This window comes from Actinomadura sp. NPDC048394, assembly GCF_040651755.1.
GTDB classification, from domain to species: domain Bacteria; phylum Actinomycetota; class Actinomycetes; order Streptosporangiales; family Streptosporangiaceae; genus Spirillospora; species Spirillospora montaniterrae.
The window spans coordinates 1-21,696 of record NZ_JBEZJL010000117.1; the positions used below are offsets into that span (position 1 = coordinate 1).

16 protein-coding genes, 1 tRNA gene and 1 pseudogene are annotated in these 21,696 nt (G+C 70.7%); 14 read left to right on the forward strand and 4 right to left on the reverse strand.

Annotated features, from left to right (window positions below; genetic code table 11):
• The first annotated feature begins 55 nt into the window (after window positions 1-55).
• Complete coding sequence (locus AB0C78_RS47140) at window positions 56-442, forward strand: hypothetical protein (RefSeq protein ID WP_360761554.1); 387 nt, start codon at window positions 56-58, stop codon at window positions 440-442.
• A gap of 54 nt (window positions 443-496) precedes the next feature.
• Complete coding sequence (locus tag AB0C78_RS47145) at window positions 497-2,053, forward strand: beta-N-acetylhexosaminidase (RefSeq protein WP_360761555.1); 1,557 nt, start codon at window positions 497-499, stop codon at window positions 2,051-2,053.
• Window positions 2,054-2,056: 3 nt separating this feature from the next.
• On the opposite strand, the gene AB0C78_RS47150 is transcribed toward AB0C78_RS47145, so the two are convergent.
• Window positions 2,057-3,040 carry an MBL fold metallo-hydrolase gene (locus tag AB0C78_RS47150; protein ID WP_360761557.1) on the reverse strand — a complete coding sequence of 328 codons (984 nt, stop codon included), beginning with the start codon at window positions 3,038-3,040 and terminating at the stop codon, window positions 2,057-2,059.
• A 377-nt stretch (window positions 3,041-3,417) separates the two neighbouring features.
• On the opposite strand from AB0C78_RS47150, the gene AB0C78_RS47155 reads away from it, so the two are divergent.
• From AB0C78_RS47155 to AB0C78_RS47170, 4 genes are all read left to right on the forward strand, one after another.
• Window positions 3,418-3,795: a YciI family protein gene (locus AB0C78_RS47155; protein WP_360761558.1), complete on the forward strand. Its 378-nt coding sequence runs from the start codon at window positions 3,418-3,420 to the stop codon at window positions 3,793-3,795.
• Between the two features lie 5 nt (window positions 3,796-3,800).
• Window positions 3,801-5,069, forward strand: coding sequence for a sigma-70 family RNA polymerase sigma factor (locus AB0C78_RS47160; protein WP_360761560.1), 1,269 nt, complete (start codon window positions 3,801-3,803; stop codon window positions 5,067-5,069).
• A 71-nt stretch (window positions 5,070-5,140) separates the two neighbouring features.
• Entirely contained in the window at window positions 5,141-6,607 is a 1,467-nt protein-coding gene (locus AB0C78_RS47165) for an MFS transporter (RefSeq protein ID WP_360761562.1), read from the forward strand.
• Between the two features lie 62 nt (window positions 6,608-6,669).
• Entirely contained in the window at window positions 6,670-7,203 is a 534-nt protein-coding gene (locus AB0C78_RS47170; protein WP_360761564.1) for a dihydrofolate reductase family protein, read from the forward strand.
• A gap of 2 nt (window positions 7,204-7,205) precedes the next feature.
• On the opposite strand, the gene AB0C78_RS47175 is transcribed toward AB0C78_RS47170, so the two are convergent.
• Window positions 7,206-8,660 (reverse strand): MDR family MFS transporter, encoded by a 1,455-nt coding sequence (locus AB0C78_RS47175; RefSeq protein ID WP_360761566.1) that lies wholly within the window; start codon window positions 8,658-8,660, stop codon window positions 7,206-7,208.
• 96 nt (window positions 8,661-8,756) lie between these two features.
• Here AB0C78_RS47175 and AB0C78_RS47180 point away from each other — a divergent pair, with 96 nt between their 5' ends.
• The 3 genes from AB0C78_RS47180 (at window position 8,757) to AB0C78_RS47190 (ending at window position 14,290) form a co-directional block, all read left to right on the forward strand.
• Entirely contained in the window at window positions 8,757-9,326 is a 570-nt protein-coding gene (locus AB0C78_RS47180; protein ID WP_360761568.1) for a TetR/AcrR family transcriptional regulator, read from the forward strand.
• Window positions 9,327-10,073: 747 nt separating this feature from the next.
• Window positions 10,074-12,152, forward strand: coding sequence for a PQQ-binding-like beta-propeller repeat protein (locus AB0C78_RS47185; RefSeq protein ID WP_360761570.1), 2,079 nt, complete (start codon window positions 10,074-10,076; stop codon window positions 12,150-12,152).
• Entirely contained in the window at window positions 12,149-14,290 is a 2,142-nt protein-coding gene (locus tag AB0C78_RS47190) for a PQQ-binding-like beta-propeller repeat protein (RefSeq protein WP_360761571.1), read from the forward strand. Before AB0C78_RS47185 ends, AB0C78_RS47190 begins: the two co-directional genes overlap by 4 nt.
• A 298-nt stretch (window positions 14,291-14,588) precedes the next feature.
• Here AB0C78_RS47190 and AB0C78_RS47195 read toward each other — a convergent pair whose 3' ends face one another.
• Window positions 14,589-15,110: a hypothetical protein gene (locus tag AB0C78_RS47195; RefSeq protein WP_360761573.1), complete on the reverse strand. Its 522-nt coding sequence runs from the start codon at window positions 15,108-15,110 to the stop codon at window positions 14,589-14,591.
• A 274-nt stretch (window positions 15,111-15,384) separates the two neighbouring features.
• Between AB0C78_RS47195 and AB0C78_RS47200 the strand changes: the two are divergent.
• Together AB0C78_RS47200 and AB0C78_RS47205 are read left to right on the forward strand one after the other, a co-directional pair.
• A pseudogene (locus AB0C78_RS47200) lies at window positions 15,385-15,888 on the forward strand (recombinase family protein); the annotation flags it as partial.
• A gap of 37 nt (window positions 15,889-15,925) precedes the next feature.
• Entirely contained in the window at window positions 15,926-16,615 is a 690-nt protein-coding gene (locus tag AB0C78_RS47205; RefSeq protein ID WP_360761575.1) for a zinc ribbon domain-containing protein, read from the forward strand.
• Here the strand turns inward: AB0C78_RS47205 and AB0C78_RS47210 are convergent.
• Window positions 16,580-16,665 (reverse strand) — tRNA-Leu (locus tag AB0C78_RS47210). The genes AB0C78_RS47205 and AB0C78_RS47210 overlap by 36 nt on opposite strands.
• 125 nt (window positions 16,666-16,790) lie before the next feature.
• Here AB0C78_RS47210 and AB0C78_RS47215 point away from each other — a divergent pair.
• From AB0C78_RS47215 to AB0C78_RS47225, 3 genes are all read left to right on the forward strand, one after another.
• On the forward strand, window positions 16,791-18,101 hold the full coding sequence (locus tag AB0C78_RS47215) for a M20/M25/M40 family metallo-hydrolase (protein ID WP_360761576.1): 1,311 nt from the start codon (window positions 16,791-16,793) through the stop codon (window positions 18,099-18,101).
• A 100-nt stretch (window positions 18,102-18,201) separates the two neighbouring features.
• Window positions 18,202-18,939 carry a hypothetical protein gene (locus AB0C78_RS47220; RefSeq protein WP_360761578.1) on the forward strand — a complete coding sequence of 246 codons (738 nt, stop codon included), beginning with the start codon at window positions 18,202-18,204 and terminating at the stop codon, window positions 18,937-18,939.
• Between the two features lie 133 nt (window positions 18,940-19,072).
• Window positions 19,073-21,490: a chaplin family protein gene (locus tag AB0C78_RS47225; protein WP_360761580.1), complete on the forward strand. Its 2,418-nt coding sequence runs from the start codon at window positions 19,073-19,075 to the stop codon at window positions 21,488-21,490.
• The last annotated feature ends 206 nt before the right edge of the window (window positions 21,491-21,696 follow it).

Here is a 21,696-nt window from a genome sequence, read left to right on the forward strand (position 1 = left end):
GGTCGCTCCGCGACCCAACCGACCTCACGAAAGATCGAGGCTAAGGCAGGACCACATGAACGACGCCATCCAGCAGGCAGCCCGCGCCGCAGCGGCACGGCTGGCACCCGAATACGGCGGACGCCTTCCTGCCGACGTCGAAGCCGCCCTCCATAGCGCCGACGGCGCAACCCGCCGTGACCAGTACCTCGACCCCATCTCTCTTGGCGGCCTCGTCGTCAGCGTCGCCACTCTCGCTTGGACCGTCTACCAGGACCACAAGAAAAAGCACAACGATCCGCCGGCCATCTCGGTCATCATCCGGACCATCCGCATCGAACTCAGCGACAGCGATATCCCCGAGCAACTCGACACGGAACAACGCGACCGCATCATCCAGGCGGTAGTCGAAGAAACCACGCACGTCATCAACGACGAGGTCGTCCCTCCCCCCGACCAGTGACCACGGCGGCTGCGCAATCCGTGCACTGAGAACCTCGCGCGCGTTCTCTGGCGGATGGATGACTCCTATGGTGAAACTGGGTGTGTGGCGTCCGAGCTGAACGTGATACCAGCCCCGAGCCGAGTCGAACTGACGGGAGGGTCCGGACCTTTCAGCGGGAATGTGCGCACGGATGTCGATTCGTCACTGGGGCCGGAGGCATACCGGCTCACCGTGTCGGCTGACGGCGCCGAAATCGTCGGCGGTGATGAGGCCGGCGTCTTCTGGGGCCGCCAGACCCTGCGGCAGATGCTGGGCCCGGAGGCCTTTCGCCGCGCCCCCACCACGCGGGAGCCGGTCACGGTCCCGTACGTGACCATCGAGGACCGGCCTCGCTTCGCTTGGCGGGGCTTCATGCTCGACGTCGCGCGGCACTTCCTGCCCAAGGACGACGTGCTGCGCTACGTCGACCTGCTGGCCGCCCACAAGCTGAACGTGCTGCACCTGCACCTCACCGACGACCAGGGGTGGCGGGTCGAGATCCGCCGCCACCCCCGGCTGACCGAGACCGGCGCCTGGCGGCGGCGGACCCGCCTGGGCTGGGGGAACCCGCCGCTGTGGGACGAGCGGCCGCACGGCGGCTTCTACACCCAGGACGATCTGCGCGAGATCGTCGCCTACGCGGCGGAACGTCACATCACCGTCGTGCCCGAGATCGACCTTCCCGGCCATTCCCAGGCCGCCATCGCCGCCTACCCCGAACTGGGGAACACCGACGTCGTCGACACCGCCGCGCTGGAGGTGTGGACCGGCTGGGGCATCAGCCGCAACGTGCTGGCGCCCACCGACGCCGTGGTGCGCTTCTACGAGGACGTCCTGGACGAGGTGCTGGCCATCTTCCCCGGCCGGTTCGTCCACATCGGCGGGGACGAATGCGCCAAGGACCAGTGGCGCGAGTCGCCCACCGCCCAGGCCCGCATCCGGGAACTCGAGCTCCAGAACGAGGACGACCTCCAGTCGTGGATGATCCGCCATTTCGCTCGCTGGCTCGCGGCGCGGGGACGGCGCCTCATCGGCTGGGACGAGATCCTGGAGGACGGCCTGGCGGACGGCGCCGCCGTCATGTGCTGGCGGTGGTACACGGGCGGCATCGCCGCCGCGCAGGCCGGCCACAGCGTGGTGATGTGCCCGCAGCAAGAGGTCTACCTCGACCACGTCCAGGCCCACGGCCCTGACGAGCCCGTGCCGTTCGGGTGGGTCCACACCCTTGAGGACGTCTACCGGTTCGAACCCGTCCCGCCCCGGCTGGCCGGCACGCCCCACGCGGCCAACATCATCGGCGCACAGGCCAACCTGTGGACGGAGCTAGCCGAGAACCGCGCCCGGGTGGACTACCAGGCGTTCCCGCGCCTCGTCGCGTTCGCCGAAGTCGCCTGGTCGCGGCTACCGGGCCCGGACGAACGCGATTTCGAGGACTTCGAGCGGCGGATGAACACGGCGCACTATGCCCGCCTGGACGCGCTGGGCGTCGGATACCGCCCGCCCACCGGACCGCACCCCTGGCAGCAACGCCCCGGCATCCCGGGACGGATGCACAACAAACCCCGCAAGACCTGGCGGATGGCGACCTGACCTTCAGAATCCGCTGTGCTGATGCTGCTCGGGCAGACGGCTTTCCGGGTGCACCCACAGCAGGACGTTGCCCGGCCCGCCCTTCGCCTCCTCCCACTCCCGCCGGAAGAACGCGAGGATCTCCCGGTCCGAGTAGCGCAGGCTGAAGTGGGTCAGGACGAACAGGGTCCGCGGATGCGCCTCGATCACGGGCCTGAGCCGGCTCCACACCGTGTGCCCGATCCGGTCCGCACGGTCCGATTCGGCGTCGTCCAGGAACGTGCACTCGGTGATGACGACCGGATATTCGAAGAGCCATGGATTTCGCTCGAACACGTTCACATGCGTGTCGCCGAGAAACGCGAACAGCGGCCGGTCGACCGTACCGTCGACCTCGACGCCGTCCTTGCGCCGCCGGGCCATGATCCGGCCGAATTCCGCGCCCCGTCCTTCTTCCACGAGGGACCGCCGCAGCTCTTCGAACTCCGGCAGCAGCGCCTTGCGCCGCTCCGAGAACGCATACCCCACACAGGGCACCTTGTGTTCGCACTCCACCACCCGCACGTGGTGGCCGCGGCGCCCGAAGACGAACGCGTCGTCCTGCCGCACGCCGTGCAGCCGGTGGCCTCCCGCCAACGCCGGATCGAATCCCGGCCCGTGGTTCAGCTCGGCGGACGCGCGCAGGTAGGACTCCGCGTAGGGCACCGCCTCGGCGGGCAGGTAGATGTCCACTCCGGACGCCTTGGACGCCAGGAAGTCGAGATCCTTGGAGTGATCGTGGTGCGTGTGGGTCAGGAAGACCGTGTCGACCTGCCGCCCTTCGCACAGCCCCGCGTCGAGGCTGCACCGCAGCTCGGGGATGTGAAAGAAGGTCTTGTCGTTCGCGCGCGAGTAGCCGGTGAGCGTCAGCTCGGCGCCGGGAATGCGCCACGTCTTCCACTGCCGGAAGGGATGCCCCCGCTCCAGCAACTCGGGATGCTCAGGCGGTTGCTCCGTGACCCGCGTCATCGAGGGCGCCTTTCCAAGAACGGTCGTGGACGGCGCTCATCCGCCGCAATGGAACGCCCGCAATCGTAATATCCGGCTCTACGCCGGCCGCACTGATTTTCGACCGGCAGTGCCTCTCCCTGGAGGCGGCGGTGGCCGCGCACGGCCCCTGGCCGGAGGCAACGGTGCTCGCGCTGGCGTAAGCGCTGGAGGGCGTGCACACCGCAGGCGTGGTGCACCGCGACCCCGAACCGTCGAACGTGCTGCTCAGCGCGGACGGGGCGATGCTGTGGTATTGCTTTCGGGCTGGGACTTGTTGCCGCTGGTGTGGCGTCGGGGCCGGGCTCAGGCGGTCGCCGGATCCGAGGATGCCCGGCGGCGGACACAGGGAGGCCGTGATGGCGGAACCCGATGGCGAGGACCGCGTCCCGCGGAGCACGTTCATGCTGATCTTTCGCGGGGGTGCCGTCTCGCGTCCCGACCTGTCGCCGTCCGAGCTCCAGGCCCATGTCGAGAAGTGGTACCGCTGGTCGGAGGAGCTGGCCGCGCAGGGCAGGCGCAACACCGGCACCGCGCTCGACGGCCCGGGGGCCACGGTCCGCGGTCGCGACCTGGTCACCGACGGGCCGTACGCCGAGTCGAAGGATCTCGTGACCGGCAGCATGATCTTCGAGGCGGCCTCCCTGGAGGACGCCGTCGAGGTCGCGCGCGGCTGCCCGACGTACGAGTTCGGCGGGTCCGTCGAGGTGCGGCCGGTCCAGGACTACCGGGTCTGAGGCCGGTGGACGAAGCGGCCGGGGCGCTCTCGTCGGCGGAGCTGGTGGAGGACCTGTTCCGCAGGGAGTACGCGCACCTGGTCAGCGCGCTGATCCGGGTCCTGGGCCCGTCGAACATCCCGCTCGCCGAGGACGTCGTCCATGACGCGCTGGTCAGCGCCATGCAGGCGTGGCGCTTCGGGCTGCCGAGGGACCCCAAGGCGTGGATCATCCGGGCGGCCCACAACCGGGCGGTCGACATCATCCGCCGGGAGCAGCGGCGCCGCTCCCTGCTGCCCGAGCTGGCGACGAGGACCGCGCTGACCGACACCATCGAGGCGGCCCTGGCCCCGGCCGCCGAGGGAGTCGGCCAGCTGGCGATGATGTTCGCCGTCTGCGACCCCGGCCTGAGCCGCGAGACGCACGTCACCCTGATCCTCCGGTGGCTGTGCGGGCTGTCGCCCAAGGAGATCGGTCAAGCGTTCCTCGTGGACGCCCAGACCATCGACCGGCGCCTGCATCGCGGTCGCGGACGCCTGCGCGAGCTGGGCCGGTTGCCCGACGTGGACGACCTGCCCGACCTCGACGTCCGGCGGGGCTCGGTCCTGCGGTCGCTGTATCTGCTGTTCAACGAGGGCTATCACGGCAGCGACCCGCAGGACCCGGTACGCCCGTTCCTGTGCGACGACGCTCTGCGCCTCACCGAGTTGCTGCTGGACGCCAGGGCGACGGCGCATCCGGACGTGCACGCTCTGGCCGCCTTGTTCTGCTTCGGCACCGCCCGGCTATCGACGCGCCTGGACGAGCACGGCGTGTTCGTCCCCCTGGAGGACCAGGACCGGAGCCGCTGGGACCGGGCGCGCATCGAACGCGGTCTGGTCCATCTCGCCCACGCGGCCACCGGGGATCACATGTCCCGCTGGCATCTGGAGGCCGGCATCGCCTGCGAGCACGCGATCGCGCCGTCGGTCCAGGAGACGAACTGGGACCGGGTCATCGGCTTCTACCAGGTCCTCGCCGAACGGTCCTGGAGCCCCGTCGTGGCGCTCAACCGCGCGCTGGCCGTGGCCGAACGGGACGGCGTCGACGAGGGCCGCCGCGAGCTGACCGCCCTGGCGGACGAGCCCAAGCTGTCCCGGTACCCCTTCTACTGGGCCGCCCTGGCCGACCTGGAACGGCGGGCCGGCCGTCACGCCGCAGCGCGGGAGCACTACGAGCACGCGATCGCGCTGGCCCGCAGCACCGCCGAGCGGACGGCCTTCGAGCGGCGGATCGAGAGCCTGAAAATCTCCTAGCGCCGTGTCCGGTTCCGGCGGCCGCCGTTCGTCGTCCTCCTGAGATCACCCGATCGGACCAGGAGAGACCGATGCCAGAACCGTCACCACACCGCGAGAACGCCCTCCGCTGGCGGGCGTTCTCGCTCCTGGCCGTGGCGTACTTCATGACGGCGGTCGACATGCTGATCGTCAACGTCGCGCTGCCGACGATCGGCCGCGAGCTGGACCTCGCGCAGGCGGACCTGCAGTGGGTGGTGACCGCGTACGCGCTCACCTTCGGCGGGTTCCTGCTGCTGGGCGGGCGAGCCGCCGACCTGCTCGGGCGCAGGCGCGTGTTCGAGGCGGGGCTGGCGCTGTTCACCGCGGCCTCGCTGGCCTGCGCGCTGGCCACCGGCGGCGTCTTCCTGATCGTCATGCGGGGCGTCCAGGGGCTGGGCGCCGCCATGGTGCTGCCCGCCGCGCTGTCGATCGTGATGAACATGTTCACCGAGGGCACCGAACGCAACAAGGCGCTCGGCCTGTGGGGCGCGATCGGCGCCAGCGGCGCGACCGTCGGCGTCCTCGCCGGTGGTGCCCTCACCCGCTACGCCGGCTGGCCGTACATCTTCTACCTGAACGTGGTCGTCGGCGGGGCCGCGCTGCTCCTGACCCGCCGTGTCGTGCCGGAAAGCAGGCTCCGGGGCGTCCGCCGCCGCTACGACCCGTTCGGCGCCGTCACGGTGACCGCCGCTCTGGTGATCCTGGTGTACGCCATCTCGCAGGCGCCGACCGCCGGGTGGACGGCCATCCGGACCCTGGCCCTGATCGCGACGTCGGCGGCCCTGCTCGCCGCGTTCGTGGCCATCGAAGCCAGGGCACAAGCGCCGCTGCTGCCGCTGCGCCTGTTCAGGCTGAGCACGCTCGCGGGGGCCAACGCCGTCGGATTCCTGCTCGGCGCGAGCTTCTACGGCTACATCTTCATCGGCACCCTCTACATGCAGCAGGTGCTCGGCTACTCCGCGATGAACACCGGCCTGGCCTGGCTCACCGTCGGCCTGACCGGAGTGGTCCTCGCAGGACCGGCGCAGATGGTCGTCACCCGCACCTCGATCAGGATGGTGTCGGCGACCGGACTGACGCTGACCGGCGCCGGGATCCTGTGGGCGACCCAAGCGCCCGCCCACGGCGGCTTCTGGACGAACCTGGCCGGCCCGCTCCTCCTGACCGGCACCGTCACCTGGATCTTCATTCCGGTGTCGATCGGAGCCCTGGTCGGCGTCACCGAACGGGACGCCGGCGTCGCCTCCGGCCTCATCGACTCGTCCCAGCAACTCGGCGGCGCGATCGGGATCGCCATCGCCTCCACCGTGGCGGCCACGCGCACCCGCGACCTCCGCGCCCATGGCCACGCCGTCGCGGGCGCGCTCACCGGCGGATTCCACACCGCCTTCTGGGTCTGCGGACTCATCGCCCTGGCCGGCATCCCCATCGCGTTCCTGCTCATCCGGCATACCGGCGTCACCGGGGCCGCCACCGTCCAGCAGGACCACGTCCCAGAACCCGCCCCCGCCGACTGACCACCGCGGTCAACCGCCGATGGGGCCGGAATGCTCATCCACTCGAAGCTAGGAGAACCACCATGCGCAAACTCATCGAGTCGACGCTCGTCACGCTGGACGGCGTCATCGAAGCCCCGGAACGCTGGGCCCTCTTCGACGACGAGTCCTCGGCGTACTCGCTCGAACAACTCGGCAACTACGACGCGTTCGTCATGGGCCGGAAGACCTACGAGTCCTTCTACGCGAACTGGGGCCAGGTCACCGGCAATCCCTACATCGACCGCATCAACGCCATGCCCAAGTACGTCGCGTCCCGATCGCTGACCGAGACGACCTGGAACGCCACCCTGCTCGGTCCCGACGCCCCGACCGCGATCGCGAAGCTGAAGGAGCAGCCGGGCAAGGACCTCATCAAGTACGGCACCACCCGGTTCGACGCCACGCTCGTCCAACACCACCTGGTCGACGAGTTCCGCTTCTGGTACATGCCCGTCGTCGCCGGGTCGGGGCAACGGCTCCTCGAACACGTGGACACCGCAGGCCTGGAGCTCACGCTCACCGACGAGAAACGGCTGCAGAACGGGTCGGTCATCCTCACCTACGTGCCGCGCTGACCTCACGCGTCACCCGGCTGCGGGCCGGGCCGGCCGGGCAGGAGGAGGGACAGCGCGATGGCCGCGGCGGTGAATGCGGCGGACCACCAGAAGGCGTGCGCGAATCCGGTGGCGAGGTCGGCGGGCATGCGGGCGCCGGCGGAGGTGCGTTGCAGGATCATGACGAGGACCGCGACGCCCACGGAGCCGCCGACCTGCTGGGTGACGCGGCTGATGCTGGAGGCGGCCGGGATCTGGTCGCGCCGCATGCCGACGAACGCGGCCCCCATGATGGCGATCATGGCGGCGCCCAGCCCGAGGCCGCGGACGAACAGCACGGCCATCAGCGCGACGTCGCTCGTGGAGGCGGTGATGAGGCCGAACGGGACGGTGGCGGCGAGGGAGGCGGCGAGGGCGGCGACGGCGACCGGACGCGGCCCGAAGCGGTCCATGTACCGTCCGGCCAGCGTGCGGGACAGCAGCGTGCCCACGCCTTGGGGGATGAGCAGCAGTGCGGCGTCCAGGGCGGATTCGCCGCGGACCTGCTGCCAGTACAGCGGCAGAAGGAGCATGGTCCCGTACAGGGTGGCGCCTGACAGGAACACCAGCGCCGAGGACGAGGCCAGGGAGCGGTGGCGCAGCAGCCGGATGTCGAGCAGGGCGCCGGATCCGCGTCGCAGCGCCCACAGGACGTAGCCGATGAGCAGGATCAGACCGCCCGCCAGGGGCAGCGCCACCTTGGCGGCGGCCAGGCCGTCGGATCCGGCGAGCTGGGTGAGGCCGTAGACGGCGGCGGCGATGCCGGGGGACAGCAGCAGCATGCCCACGGCGTCCAGGCGGGGACGGGGAGCGGGGCGGGGCTCGTCGGCCGGCAGGTCGCGCCAGGCCAGGTAGCCGCCGACGAGGCAGAAGGGGACGTTGAACAGGAAGATCCAGCGCCAGTCGCCCAGGTGCAGGAGGGCGCCACCCAGGACCGGGCCGAGGACCGGGCCCAGGGCGGTCGGCACGGTGATCAGCGACATGACCCTGCCGATGTCGCGGCCCTGGGCCGCCTGCATGATCAGCGTGGTCATCAGCACCATCATGATGCCGCCGCCGACGCCCTGGACCACCCGGAAGGCGATCAGGCTCTGGATGTTCCACGCCGCCGCGCACAGCAGCGACCCGAGGAAGAACATGGCCAGGGCGGCGATCCACAGGCGTTTACCGCCGAGGACCGACTGGGCCCAGCCGACCGCGGGCATCGTGGCCGACAGGGCCAGCAGGTAGGCGGTCGTCACCCACTGGGCGTCGCTGAGCGAGGCGTGCAGCCGGCCGGCGAGGCCGTCGACGGCGACGCTCATGATCGTGGTGTCGAAGATGACGGCGAGCGCGCCGATGATCAGGGTGACGGTCATCCGCCGCACGGCGGGGTCGACGCGGCCGGAGTCGGCGGGTGCGGGGGGCGGTGGTGGCGGCTTGGCGCCGGCGGCGTGCATCGGCACTCCTTAGGATAGAGAGTTCTATCTTACGGAGGCCAGCCTAGGCGGCTAGGATTAGATAGGCAAGTCTATCTAGAGCGGACGGGGGCTCCCATGGCCGAGCGACGCCGCGGCGCGGCGCTGGAGAAGGCGCTGCTGGACGCCGCCTGGCAGGAGCTCACCGAAGGCGGTTACGCCCGGTTCACCATGGACGCCGTCGTCAAGCGGGCGGGCACCAGCCCTCCGGTCCTCTACCGGCGCTGGCCCGACCGCGACGCGCTCGTCCGGGCGGCCGTCGTCCACGTCGCCCGGGAGAACATCCTGGACGTTCCCGACACCGGAAGCCTGCGGGGGGACGTGCTCACCCTGCTGCGGGAGATCAACGCCACCCGCTTCCAGCTCGTCGTCGTCATGAACGCGCACCTGGCCGGCTACCGCCAGGAGACCGGGACCGATCCCGGCGACCTGTTCGACCCTTCGGTGACGGGACGCAAGGAGGCCGTCGACGCGCTGTTCGCCCGCGCCGTCGACCGCGGCGAGGTCGACCCGGAGCACCTCACCGAGCGCATCAAGACCCTGCCGTTCGACCTGCTGCGCCACGAGTTCCTCACGACCTTCGCCCCCGCGCCCGACCACGTCCTCGAAGAGATCGTCGACACGATCTTCCTCCCCCTGATGCGGTGAGCTGGCGCCTACACCCTCGCCGAAGAGCTCGCGGCCACCCCCGCCGACCACCGGGCGGCCTTCGCCCGCTACGGGGCCAAGCACCGCACCCTCGTCGACCCCAAGCAGAACAACGTCTCCGCCGCCGCAAAAAAAGCTCGGCTCGAGATCCTTCTCCCGAGCCGAGCCCTCTGAAGCTGTGTCCGAGGGGCGATCACAACCAATTGCACATGGCACCCGCCGTCCCGATCGGCAACGTCCACCGCATCACGGTGGGGGACTGGCCGGTCGTACCGCACCCGTCGTGACACTGGGCTCGCATGCGAAGCAACCCGCATGCGGGTCAGTTGCTACCGACCGCAACACTACGTTACAGATCTCGCCGTGTGCCGGTTCGAACTAAGCACGGGGATGCCTGCCAACCGGCTCGACCCACCCTCGGACGTCCGCCTTTCAATTCCGTTCCGCTTCGCCATCTCGTGACAGCGGTCTGTGGTGTGCCCCCACCGGACCTTAGATGCACGGCTGCACCGTCAACCACGGCGGTAGCGGTTGTGCTGTCCCATCGTCAGCCGATTCGGTCCCCTGCCCGGGGGCTGCCGGGTCGAGTGTGAGGGAACAGCGTGGCGGCGGCGCACCGTCGTTGGCTTGAGTGTCCACGGCTGCGGGAGCCGGGGGACTGAGTGAGGTGGAGAGTCCGGTTGCGTCGGGTTGTGCGCGTCCTCGTCAACATATAGATACATATGTTCATTAGAAGTGGGGGTGGGCGTGCGGTCGCTGCAGCCGGGGGACCCTGCGTGGGTTGGGCCGTACCGAATCCTCGCCCGGCTCGGCGCGGGCGGGATGGGGATCGTCTTTCTCGCCCGATCGCCGGGCGCCCGGCTGGCTGCACTGAAGCTCATCCGTCGGGAGTTCGCTGACGACGCGGCCTTCCGGGAGCGATTTCGTCGCGAGGTCGCCGCCGCGAGCAAGGTGAGTGGGCTTTACACGGCCCCGGTGCTGGACTCCGACGCCGACGCGCCACAGCCCTGGTTCGCCGCCGGCTACGTCCCTGCGCCCACGCTGAGCGAGGCCCTCGCGAGCGTCGGAACGTTGCCCGAGTCCGCCGTCCGTGCTCTGGGCGCGGGACTAGCGGAAGCGCTGCGGGCGATCCACGGGGTCGGCCTGGTGCACCGCGATCTGAAGCCTGGCAACGTCCTGCTGGCCGAGGACGGCCCCAAGATCATCGACTTTGGGATCGCCAAGGTCACCGGCGACACGCGACTCACTCGCACCGGCGCCATGATCGGCACGCTGGCCTACATGGCTCCCGAGCAGATCGCAGGAAGCAGGGACGCCGGGCCCGCGGCGGACGTGTTCTCGCTGGCGGGTGTGCTGGTCTACGCGGCTTCGGGGGCCAAGCCATTCGGTGAGCGGGACCCGGCCGGAGTGCTCTATGAGGTCATGTACGAAGACCCGTGCCTCGACGGCGTGCCCGCGTCACTGCGTGAACTACTGGCCGCCTGCCTGGCGAAGGAGCCGGCCGGACGTCCCGCCCTGGAGTCCGTGCTCGCCGCGCTGACCCCCGCCGATCCCCAGGCACTGAACTCACCCGCGCTGCGTCAGGAGGTGGCGGCCAGGGAGGCCGAGGCGACGAGGGTGGCGTCGCTGCCGGTCACGCCCCCACCGCCGCTGCGGGTCGATGACACGGAGGCGGGCTGGGTCGGGCGACGCCGGATCCTGGGACTGGCCGGTGCGGTCGCCGTCGCCGGCATCGGCGCGGGGACGACGGGCTGGGTGATGACCCGCGGGAGATCCAAGCCCGCCAGGCCCGCTCCCCGCGCCACCGCCCTTGCCGCGGCGCCCCCGCCTGCGTGGACGTTCACCCCGCCTCAGCCTGTCACCGGGACGTCGATGGTGCTGGTGGCGGACGGTGTCGTGCTGTGGGGCGGCGAACAGGAGATGTACGGAGTGGATGCCGGCTCCGGGCGGCAACTGTGGGCTAAGGACAAAGCCAACGCCGTGTATTCGGGCGACCTCGCCCGCGGATCGACGTTCGTCGTCCTCGGCGGCGTGGTCGGCGACTTCGAGGACCAGACGATCACGTTGGTCGATGCTCCGACAGGCAGGGCCACGAACCTTCCCACGCCGCGCGACGTCGACCCCTCGTCCGTCCTCGGTGTGGTGGACGACATGGTCATCGTCCGTTCGAGTAGGGACGTCTGGGCGCTGGATCTGGCCAGCGGCGAGATTCGGTGGCACCTCTCCGGCCAAGGGTTGACCTCCGGAGCGGTCGACCGGTCCAGCCTCTACCTCAGTACCGAGTCTTCCCTCGCCGCCCTCGACCCCGTCACGGGCCGGAAGCGCTGGGTCCGCACCTGGTCCGAGAGCGGCGGCGACCGGGACAGAGCAAGCCTGGACATCTCAGTTGCCGACGGTCGGGTGTTCGGCAACTTCGGCGACACCCTCCAGGCGGTCGACACCGCCACCGGGAGGCCCGTGTGGGCGCGAGACACCGACAAGCAATTCGACACCGTCATTCCCGCCGGCGCCAACGTGATTTTCCAGGAAGAGGTTCTCCAGGCATACGACCAGGCGACCGGCGCCGCCAGGTGGACGCTGGCCGGTCCGGAACCGTTCGCCGACGACCGGGGGCACATCGCGGCGACCGGCGGCCTCGTCGCGGCCGCCTTCAAGGACCCGGCAGGCCCGTCCCAGGGCGTTCTCGTCGCCGGGACCGATGGCCGAGCACTGTGGGCGCACCGGGGGCCGGCGGACACGCAGAGCGGTTGGGTAGTCGCGGCGTCCGGTTCGTCGGTCTTCGCGACCGACCACAAGCGGCTCTACCGCTTCCAGGCGGGGCGATGACGGCGGCGGCGCTGGAGCCCGGCGACCCTGAACGCATTGGGCGGTACCGTCTGCTGCGGCGCCTGGGCGAGGGCGGCATGGGCGTGGTCTACCTGGGCGCGTCCCCGGCGGGCCGAGCGGTGGCCATCAAGGTCCTGAGGCCCGAGCTCGCCGGAGACCCCGATTTCCGCACCAGGTTCAGGGGTGAGGTCGAGGCCGCCCGGAAGGTCAGCGGCGCGTTCACCAGCCCGGTCGTCGAGGCCGAACCCGACGGCACCGTCCCGTGGCTGGCGATCGCGTACGTCAACGGCCTCAGCCTGAAGGAGACGATCGAGCGGTACGGTCCCATGCCCGAGCCGCCGCTGCGCACCCTCGGCGCTGGACTGGGCGAAGCCCTGATCGCCATCCATGAGGCGGGCCTGCTGCACCGCGACCTCAAACCGGCCAACATCCTGCTCGCCAAGGACGGCCCCAAGGTCATCGACTTCGGCATCAGCAAGGCCGCCGACACCGCCACACTCACCGCGGAGGGCCAGTTCATCGGCTCTCCCGGTTACATGTCCCCCGAGCAGATCCACGGAACACGGCTCACACCGGCCGCCGACGTGTTCGCCTACGGCGCCGTGCTGGCCTTCGCCGCCACCGGCCACCCGCCGTTCGGCAAGGACGCGGTCCCCACCATCATCCATCGGACCCTGCACGAAGAACCCGACCTGCGCGGCGTCCCGGCTTCCCTGGCGCAGCTGGTGCGCGCCTGCCTCAGCCGGGATCCCGACCGGCGTCCGCCTGCGAAGTTGCTGCCGGCGCTACTGGCCGCCCAGCCGGTCACGCCCGGCTGGCTCCCCGGCGACATGGGTGAGGAGCTGCGGAAGCGAGAGGACACCCTCGTCCTGGATCTGCGGACGGTCGCCGGCGCCCGCACCCGGCGACGGCTGCTGGCAGGCGGGGCCGCCATCGCCGGACTCGCCGCCATCGGCGGCGGAACCGCCGCGGCACTGGCCGCGACACAGGACGCGAAAGGGCACCGGCTCACCCCGCCGAAGTTGCTGTGGCGAACCTCAATCCAAGACGAGGACGACCTCATTCTCGTGGTCCGCTCTCGATCGATCATCTCGGTCGCCCGCAAGGTCTTCGAGGACGATTCCCGCGGCTACTCGTTGGCCACCGGACGGCAGATCTGGTCCCACAGCGGCGAGATGGCCGCCGGGCCGACGCTCATCTACACGACGGCCAACTCCGGAGGCACGGTCGTCGCCATGGACGAGTCGCGGACGGTCAAGTGGACCTACCACGCACCGGAGAAATACCGGTACCCCGAACTGATGATCTCGACCAACGAACTGCTGGCCCTCAGTGGGGATCAAACGATCACCGGCCTGGATCCCGCCACCGGCCGCCGACTCTGGATCCGCCAATGGCCGGGGGCTTCGTACACGGTTCTCTACGGCATCCAGGGCCGCACCCTCCTTGGTGAGGCGGCCAAGGAGAAAGGCGAGAGCCAGCACATCGCGCTCGACATCACGACTGGCGAGGTCCGGTGGTCCAGTCCGCGCGAAACGATGCTCGTGGTGCCAGGCAACGGTGACCTGGTCTTCAGCAGTCCTTCTCACACCACTCTCAACGCGCTGTCGGTCGACACCGGCCAGATGGTCTGGAGCGCCGACCTCCCCAACGCCGTAAGGGACCCTGACGGCAAGGACGCGCTCTTGCTCAACGTGACCGTGGCCAATGGACTGGTCTACATGAACGGGCCGACCATCTACGCCCTCGACGCGGCCACTGGTCGGCAGCGGTGGATCTACACGCGGACCTCACCCGGCGGCCGGGCAGGAAACTTCCTGGTCGACGGGAGATACGCCTACGTCCTGGACAGCCCACAACTGGTCGCCCTCGATGCCCGCACCGGCAGGCGTCTCTGGTCCGCCAACACCCCCGCGCCCGACACCGCTCCACTGGTCGTCGCCGGCGGGCTGGTCTGCATCGGCGTGGCAGGCACCACGGGCTCGGGGCTCTACGCCTGGGACGCCAGGACAGGGGAAATCGTGTGGAATTACCCCATAACAACCACTGTCTCCAACAGGCAATGGGAACTCAGTACCAACGGCCTCATCCTCGCCGCCGCACACGGCAACGCACTGCTCGCCTTCCACCTCGGCTGAGTGGACCGGCACGACCGCCCGTGTCGCCGACCGGTTCGCGGCGCGCCGGAAGGCGTTGTGGTCCGGGGTCGCCCAGGCCGAGGTCTATAACGGAAAGCGTCCGAAGGGCACGACCAGCGAGGCGCCCGGGCTGTCCAGACAAGAGCGCAAATATTCCCATTTGATGGCGTGGGTCGGGAGCCTGTCGAGCGCCTTCGCCAGTGTGACGCCCCTCGCAGTGGCGGATCGGGGCGTCAAACGAGATCCGAGGGCACAGCCGCCCGGTATCCAGGGCCGTTCAGCCAGCGGCGTCGCTACCTCACGTCTCGGTGTCTCCCGACGGTCGGTGCAGGCAAGGCGAGCCGACACTTACCACGATCCTACGCTCGCGTTGCATTCCTTCGATCACGACGGAGAACCCGTCACCATACCTGAATGACGCTTCGAGAATCGTCTTTCCGGATTCCAAAGTGTCCTTGGTGGTGGTCCACCCTTGGCCTTCGAGTTCTTCCTTGAGGTGCGTGAGCTCGGTCTTCATTTGCTCGGAAGGGAAGTTCTCGATCCTGCCAAAATTGACGATGTCGTAGGGGTCGCTCGCACCTCCTGGGAGTTGCTTGTAGCGCTCCTTGCATGGGCCCGCCACGCCCTGCTGCCAGACCGCATCGCCGTGACCGAGAATCTTCTCTACTTGACGTCCATAAGCGTCGAGCCTCTTCTTCGCTTCCGCGGCGGGCATTGTTTGCAACTTTTGGTCACCTCCGCTGTTTGAGGAACAAGCCGAGATGGCGGCCAACAGGAAAAGAAATGCGATGAGCGTTCGCGGGACCGGCGCCTTGATCATTCGGGTGGGCTCCCCCAGTCGAGAGTCACCTGATCGTACTGCCCCATCATGACGCGTACCTGGTTCTTCAGGCTTTCCGATTTCTCGTTAGAGTAGCGGCAACCAGTACTCGTTGACGTTCCCGCTGTTCGAGCACTTTCGGGTGCCGCTGTAGGCACCGGAGGTCGGCGGGCCGATCGATCCGGCGAACGAGGCCCACGACATGATCACGGGAGTGTTCGGTGGCCTGTCCAAGGGGGAGCGGAACCGCATCAAGATCCGCGTCCGCTCGGCCATGGCCGCGATCACCGCGACCGAGGGCCGCTACCTCGGCGGCCGCCCACCCTACGGGTACGAGCTGGTCGACGCCGGGCCGCACCCCAACCCGGCCAAGGCGGTGGACGGTAAGCGCCTGCGGCGCCTGGTGCCGCATCCGGCGTACTCGCTGGTCGTGAAGTGGATCTTCGCGCAGTTCATCGGCGGGCGGGGGATCTTCGACATCGCAGAGGAACTCACACGCGAGGGCGTGCCGTCCCCGTCGGCGGCAGACCCGTCCCGCAACCAGCACCGTGTCCAGGTCGCCTGGTCCAAATCGGCGGTACGGGTCATCGTCACCAACCCGCGCTACACCGGCCGTCAGGTGTGGAACAAGCAGCGCAAGGACGAGGTCCTGCTCGATGTCGATGACGTTGCCCTCGGTCACACCACCAAGCTGCGCTGGAACGACCGCGAGCAGTGGGTCTGGTCCGAACATGAGGCGCACGAGCCCTTGGTCTCCCTAGAAAACTTCCAGCGCGCGCAGGCGATCCTGGCCTTCGCGCGGCCGAGGCCAGGCGGTGCACAAGCCGCATCGGACCCGGCACCCCTACGCCTTCCGAGGACGTCTGTTCTGCGGCTACTGCGAACGGAAAATGCAGGGCACCTGGAACAACGCTCAGGCCTACTACCGGTGCCGGTTCCCGGCCGAGTACGCCCTCGCCAACAAGATCGTCCACCCCAAGGCCGTCTACCTGCGCGAAGCCGAGATCACCGAGGACATCGACACCTGGCTGGTGACCACGTTCTCACCCACCCGGATCGAGGCGACCATCGCGGCGATGACCGAGCAGGCCAGCGGCACGGAGAACCTGGCCGAGACCCAGCTCCGTAAACAGCTTGCCGCCTGTGACCAGCGTCTCAACCAGTACCGGGCAGCGCTCAATGCGGGCGCCGATGCTGTCCAGGTCGCCAAGTGGATCAACGAGACCGAGCAGGAGCGCCGCCATCTGGAGAGCGAGCTACGTGTCGTCCCCACCAAACAAGCGGTCTCTTCGGACGAGGCGGTGGAGCTCCTGCACCGGGCCAGTGATCTCGCCGACGCGGTCGTGCGCGCGCGTCCGGACGACAAGGCGGATCTCTACACCAAGCTCGGGCTCACGATGACGTACTACCCCGAGAAAAAACTTGTGGAAGCCAGGGTGGCCCCGGCTTCCACATGTGCAGATGGTTTGTGTCCGAGGGGGGACTTGAACCCCCATGCCCCGTGAAGGGCACTAGCACCTCAAGCTAGCGCGTCTGCCTATTCCGCCACCCGGACCGGTGTCGCAGGCCGCAGCGCGGCTGCGGCGGGCTTCACCATACCAAAGGAGCCGAGTCGCGGCGAAGTCGATCGAGCGGGCACGATGGTGGGGTACGAGGACGGCTAGCGCGAAGGTGATCACTGTGGCCCACCAGCCGACCGCTGAGGACGAGGTCGTCGGGCTCTGCCAGGAGCTGATCCGGATCGACACCAGCAATCCGGGAGATCATTCGGGACCCGGGGAACGGGTCGCGGCGGAGTACGTCGCGGAGAAACTCGCGGAGGTGGGGCTGGAGGCGCGGATCCTCGAGTCGCATCCCGGGAGGGCGAGCGTGGTCGCGCGGATCGAGGGGGAGGACCCCTCGCGGGACGCGCTGCTGCTGCACGGGCACCTCGACGTGGTGCCGGCGCGGCGGGAGGACTGGACGCGGGACCCGTTCGGCGGGGAGATCGCGGACGGGTGCGTCTGGGGCCGCGGGGCCGTGGACATGAAGGACATGGACGCGATGATCCTCGCGGTGGCGCGGCAGCGGCTCCGGGAGGGACGCAGGCCGCCGCGGGACGTGGTGCTCGCCTTCCTGGCGGACGAGGAGGCCGGCGGGAAGTGGGGCGCCCGGTGGCTCGTCGACGAGCACCCGGAGCTGTTCGAGGGGTGCACCGAGGCCGTCGGGGAGGTCGGCGGGTTCAGCCTGACCGTGCCGGGCGACAAGCGGATGTACCTCATCGAGACGGCGGAGAAGGGCATCGCGTGGATGAACCTGACCGCCGCGGGGACGGCCGGGCACGGGTCGATGGTGCATCCGGACAACGCCGTGACGGCGCTGGCGGCGGCCGTGGCGCGGCTGGGCGAGCACGAGTTCCCGGTGCGGCTGACGAAGACGGTGCGGGCGTTCCTGGAGCGGGCGTGCCTGGCGTACGGGGTCGAGTTCGACCCGGAGCGCCCGGAGGAGGCCCTGGAGAAGATCGGTCCGCTGGCGCGGATGATCGGGGCGACGCTGCGGCACACGCTGAATCCGACCCGGCTCGACGCGGGCTACAAGACGAATGTGATTCCGCAGAGCGCGACGGCTCAGGTGGACGGGCGTTTCCTGCCGGGCTTCGAGGACGATTTCTTCGCGACGGTGGACGAACTTCTCGGGCCGGGCGTCACGCGTGATTTCGTGCATCACGACCAGGCGGTGGAGACCGAGTACGAGGGGGCGCTGGTCGCGGCGATGGAGGCGGCGCTGACCTCGGAGGATCCGGGGGCGCTGCCGGTGCCGTACTGCCTGAGCGGCGGGACGGACGCCAAGTCGTTCGCGCGGCTGGGAATGCGGTGCTTCGGTTTCGCGCCGCTGAGATTGCCCCCAGAGTTGGACTTTTCCGGAATGTTCCACGGTATCGACGAGCGCGTTCCCGTGGACGGTCTGCGCTTCGGCGTGCGGGTTCTCGACCAATTCCTCGACCGGTCTTGAAATTCCCGTTGCCAATGCGGTCTGTGGTGCTATCGTCACCGTTCGTAGGGACCCGCCCGTCCCGTGAGGGATGGGCGGTGGTCGCAACGGAGGTCTCACGGTGGCAGGTGTCGCGGCGCGGGCAGGGACGGTTCCCGTCCCGCTGCGCCGTGCCCTCGCCGCGCGGACCGTCCGGCGGCTGCTCGTCCTCGCCGGCCTGCTGATCGCGGGCTGGCTCCTCGGCGGCATGGCGCAGCAGGCGACCGCCCGCGCCGCCGAGCTCCCGGCGCCGCCGGCCGCACCGGCGGTCAAGGCCCCGCCCGCGCCGGCCAAGGTCGTCGCGGACGGCGCCCCCGTGCTGGCACACGTGCTGAAGGCCCCGCGCACGCCGATCCCGTCGGTGGCCGGGGCCGTGAAGCACCCGGCGTCCGTGCGGGCACTGGCGCCGGCCGGGTCCGCGAAGCCGGTGCCGCCGGAGCGGGCGGCCGAGGCCGCCGCGCCGGCGGACCGGCACGCGAGCCCGCGGAAGGCGCACAGCGCGCCTCGCCGTGCCGCGAGGAGCGCGGCGCCGGCGCGCCGGTCGCCGGACCGGTCGCACGCGGCCTCCGGGACGCGCCAGGCGTCCCATGTCCGGCATCACCGTGCCCTCGAGCGGCACCCCGCGCCCTTCCAGGCGCCGGGCCAGCCCGGCACGCATTCGGTGACCTGCGGCGGTGTTCCGATCGGTGCCGCCGCCGGCCTGCCGACCGTTTTCCCCTGGGCTCCGGTTCCGCCGCGAGCCCGCGTTCCGCGCAGTTTCGGCGCGGTTCCCCCGGCCGTCCGCACGGCAGCGGACGAGCCCTCCTTCGCGCCTGACTAATCCCTGATCAGAACGCTCCCGGCGTGGGCCCGTGCGGCTCGGGCCCGGCGTGAGCGTGCCGTCAGGCGTGTCCTTTCCACGAGACCGAACGCGTGTCTCGGCATTCCATTCATCATCCCCCGAACGGAGCATCATGCGAACGTGGGCAAAAAGCACCGCACGCAATGCGGCGCTCACCGCGAGTTTCGTCGCCCTCGGCGTCAGCGTCGTCCCCGCCAACGCCTTCGCCGACGCCACCAACGGCGACGGCAGCGTCCTCGGCGGCAACCAGGTCGACCTGCCGATCTCGGCGCCGGTCGACGTCAGCGGGAACGGCGCCGGGATCGTCGGCAGCGGGCACGGCGTGTCCAAGGGCGGCGCGTCCGTGCTGAACGGCGGCGGAGGCGGCCAGCACACCTCCGGCACCGGCAGCGTCGGCGGCGGCAACCAGGTCAGCGCGCCGATCAGCGCGCCCGTCAACGCCTGCGGCAACGCCGTCGCGCTGATCGGCAAGGCCGACGCGGGCTGCAAGGGCGGCTCGTCGGTGCTCAACGGCGGCGGGTCCGGCGGGCAGAAGACGTCCGGCGAGCACAGCGTGCTCGGCGGCAACCAGGTCAACGCCCCGATCTCCGCGCCCGTGGACGTCTGCGGCAACGCCGTGGCGATCATCGGCAAGGCCGAGGCGGGCTGCAAGGGCGGCGCGACCGTGCACAACGGCGGCGGCGCGGGCCACGGCGGCGGCGGCCAGACCACCGACGGCGCGCTCGGCGTCATCGCGGGCAACCAGGTGAACGCGCCGATCAGCGCGCCGGTGAACGTCTGCGGCAACGCGGTCGCGATCGTCGGCGAGGCGGTGGCCGGCTGCGAGGGCGGCGCGATCGTCAAGAACGGCGGGCACACCGGCGCCGGGCAGAAGACGTCCGGGCTGCACAGCGTGCTCGGCGGCAACCAGGCGAACGCCCCGGTCAGCGCGCCGGTGGACGTGTGCGGCAACGCGATCGGCAACGCCCTCGCCGAGTGCGAGGGCGGCGCGTCGGTCCGCAACGGCGGCCACGGGTCCGGCGGGCAGACCACCGACGGGGTGTCCAGCGTCATCGGCGGGAACCAGGCGAACGCGCCGATCAGCGTCCCCGCGACCGTCTGCGGGAACGCGGCGGCGATCGTCGGCGAGGCGGGCGCGTACTGCGAGGGCGGCGCGCACGTGCGCAGCAGCTCCGGCGGCCAGCACACGTCCGGCACCGGCAGCGTCGTCGGCGGCAACCAGGGCAACGCGCCGATCACCGCCCCCGTCGACGTCTGCGGGAACGCCGCCGCGGTCGTCGGCGAGGCGGCCGCGCACTGCAACGGGCAGACGCTGGTCGAGGGCCCGCAGGGCGGCGGCCGGACGTCCGGGAACGGCAGCGTCGGCGGCGGCAACCAGGCGCACGCGCCGGCGAAGGCCCCAGTGGACGTGTGCGGGAACGTCGGCGCCGTCGTCGGCCGGTCCCTCGCGCACTGCCAGGACGGGCCGGGCTTCGGCGGCTACCACCCCTACGCGCGGTCCGCGGGCGAGACGCCGACCCCGCTGCCGGTGAACCCGGGGCTGCCCGTCCTGCCGAAGCTGCCCGCCACCGCGAACCACCGCGACGGCGGACCGGGCGCGCTGCCCGCGACCGGCCTCCCGCACGCCAACGTGCCCGTGACGGGGCTGCCGGACGCCGGCCAGGCCGTGTCCGGGGCGGCCGCGCAGGTGAACGGTATCCCCGCGACCAAGAGCGTCCCGGTGTCGGACGCCCTGTCCGCGACGAACCTGCTGCCGGGCACCGGCGAGCAGCGCACCGCCGAGCAGCGCACCGGCGCCCCGTCCCTGGGCCCGGTCCCGGGCTCGCAGCTGCCCGTCACGCAGAGCCTGCCGGTCGCGCAGAGCCTGCCCGCTGCGCAGGGCCTGCCCGTCGGTCAGAGCCTGCCCGTCGATCAGAGCCTGCCCGTCGCGCAGAACGTGCCCGTCGGTCAGAACCTGCCCGGGCTGCAGAGCCTGCCCGGTGCGCAGGCCGTGCCCGTCCACGGCAACCTGCCGACGGTGAACAACGCGCTCGGCGGCGGCATGACGCCGACGGTCACGCCCAAGGTCAACGGGCTGCAGCAGATGCCCGCCGCCGGCAAGCGGACGGTCCGCACCGGCGGCAACGGCATGACGATCGCGACGCTGCCGGTGAACCCGGGCGCCGTGACCGGGAACGCCGGGAAGGCGCTGCCGGCGGTCCCGGTCGTCCCGGTGGCCGCGAACGCCCGCTCGGCCGGCACCGGGAACCCGCTGCCCGCCCCCGGCCTGCCGGGGACGCACGGGGTCAAGCTGCCCAAGACCGGCGCCGTCAAGCTGCCCGCCGCGGGGAACGTCGCGCTGCCCGCCGGGGCCGTCAAGTCGCCCAAGAAGGTGACCGACCTCGGCCCGGTCCGGACCGTCGCCGAGCGCGAGCCCCTCGCGCCCGCGGCCGAGGACGGTTCGCTGTGGGTGCTCGGCATGGCGGCGATCGCCGCGGCGTTCTCCGGCGCGGTCGCGCTGACCCGCCGCCTGCGCCCGGTCCGCCGCTGACCGCCCCCGGTCCGCGGCTGACCGCCCCGGTCCGCCGCTGACCGCTCCCGGCCCGCGGCCGCCGGGCGCGGGCGGCCGGTGAGGGCCGGTCCAGCGGGGCCGGGCGGGGGGGGGGGCGCGCCCCCCCCCCCGGGCCCCGCCGATCAGCGATTTGCGCGCCCGGGGCGCGGGGGCGGGGGGGGGCGGCGCATGGCGGGGCAAATGAT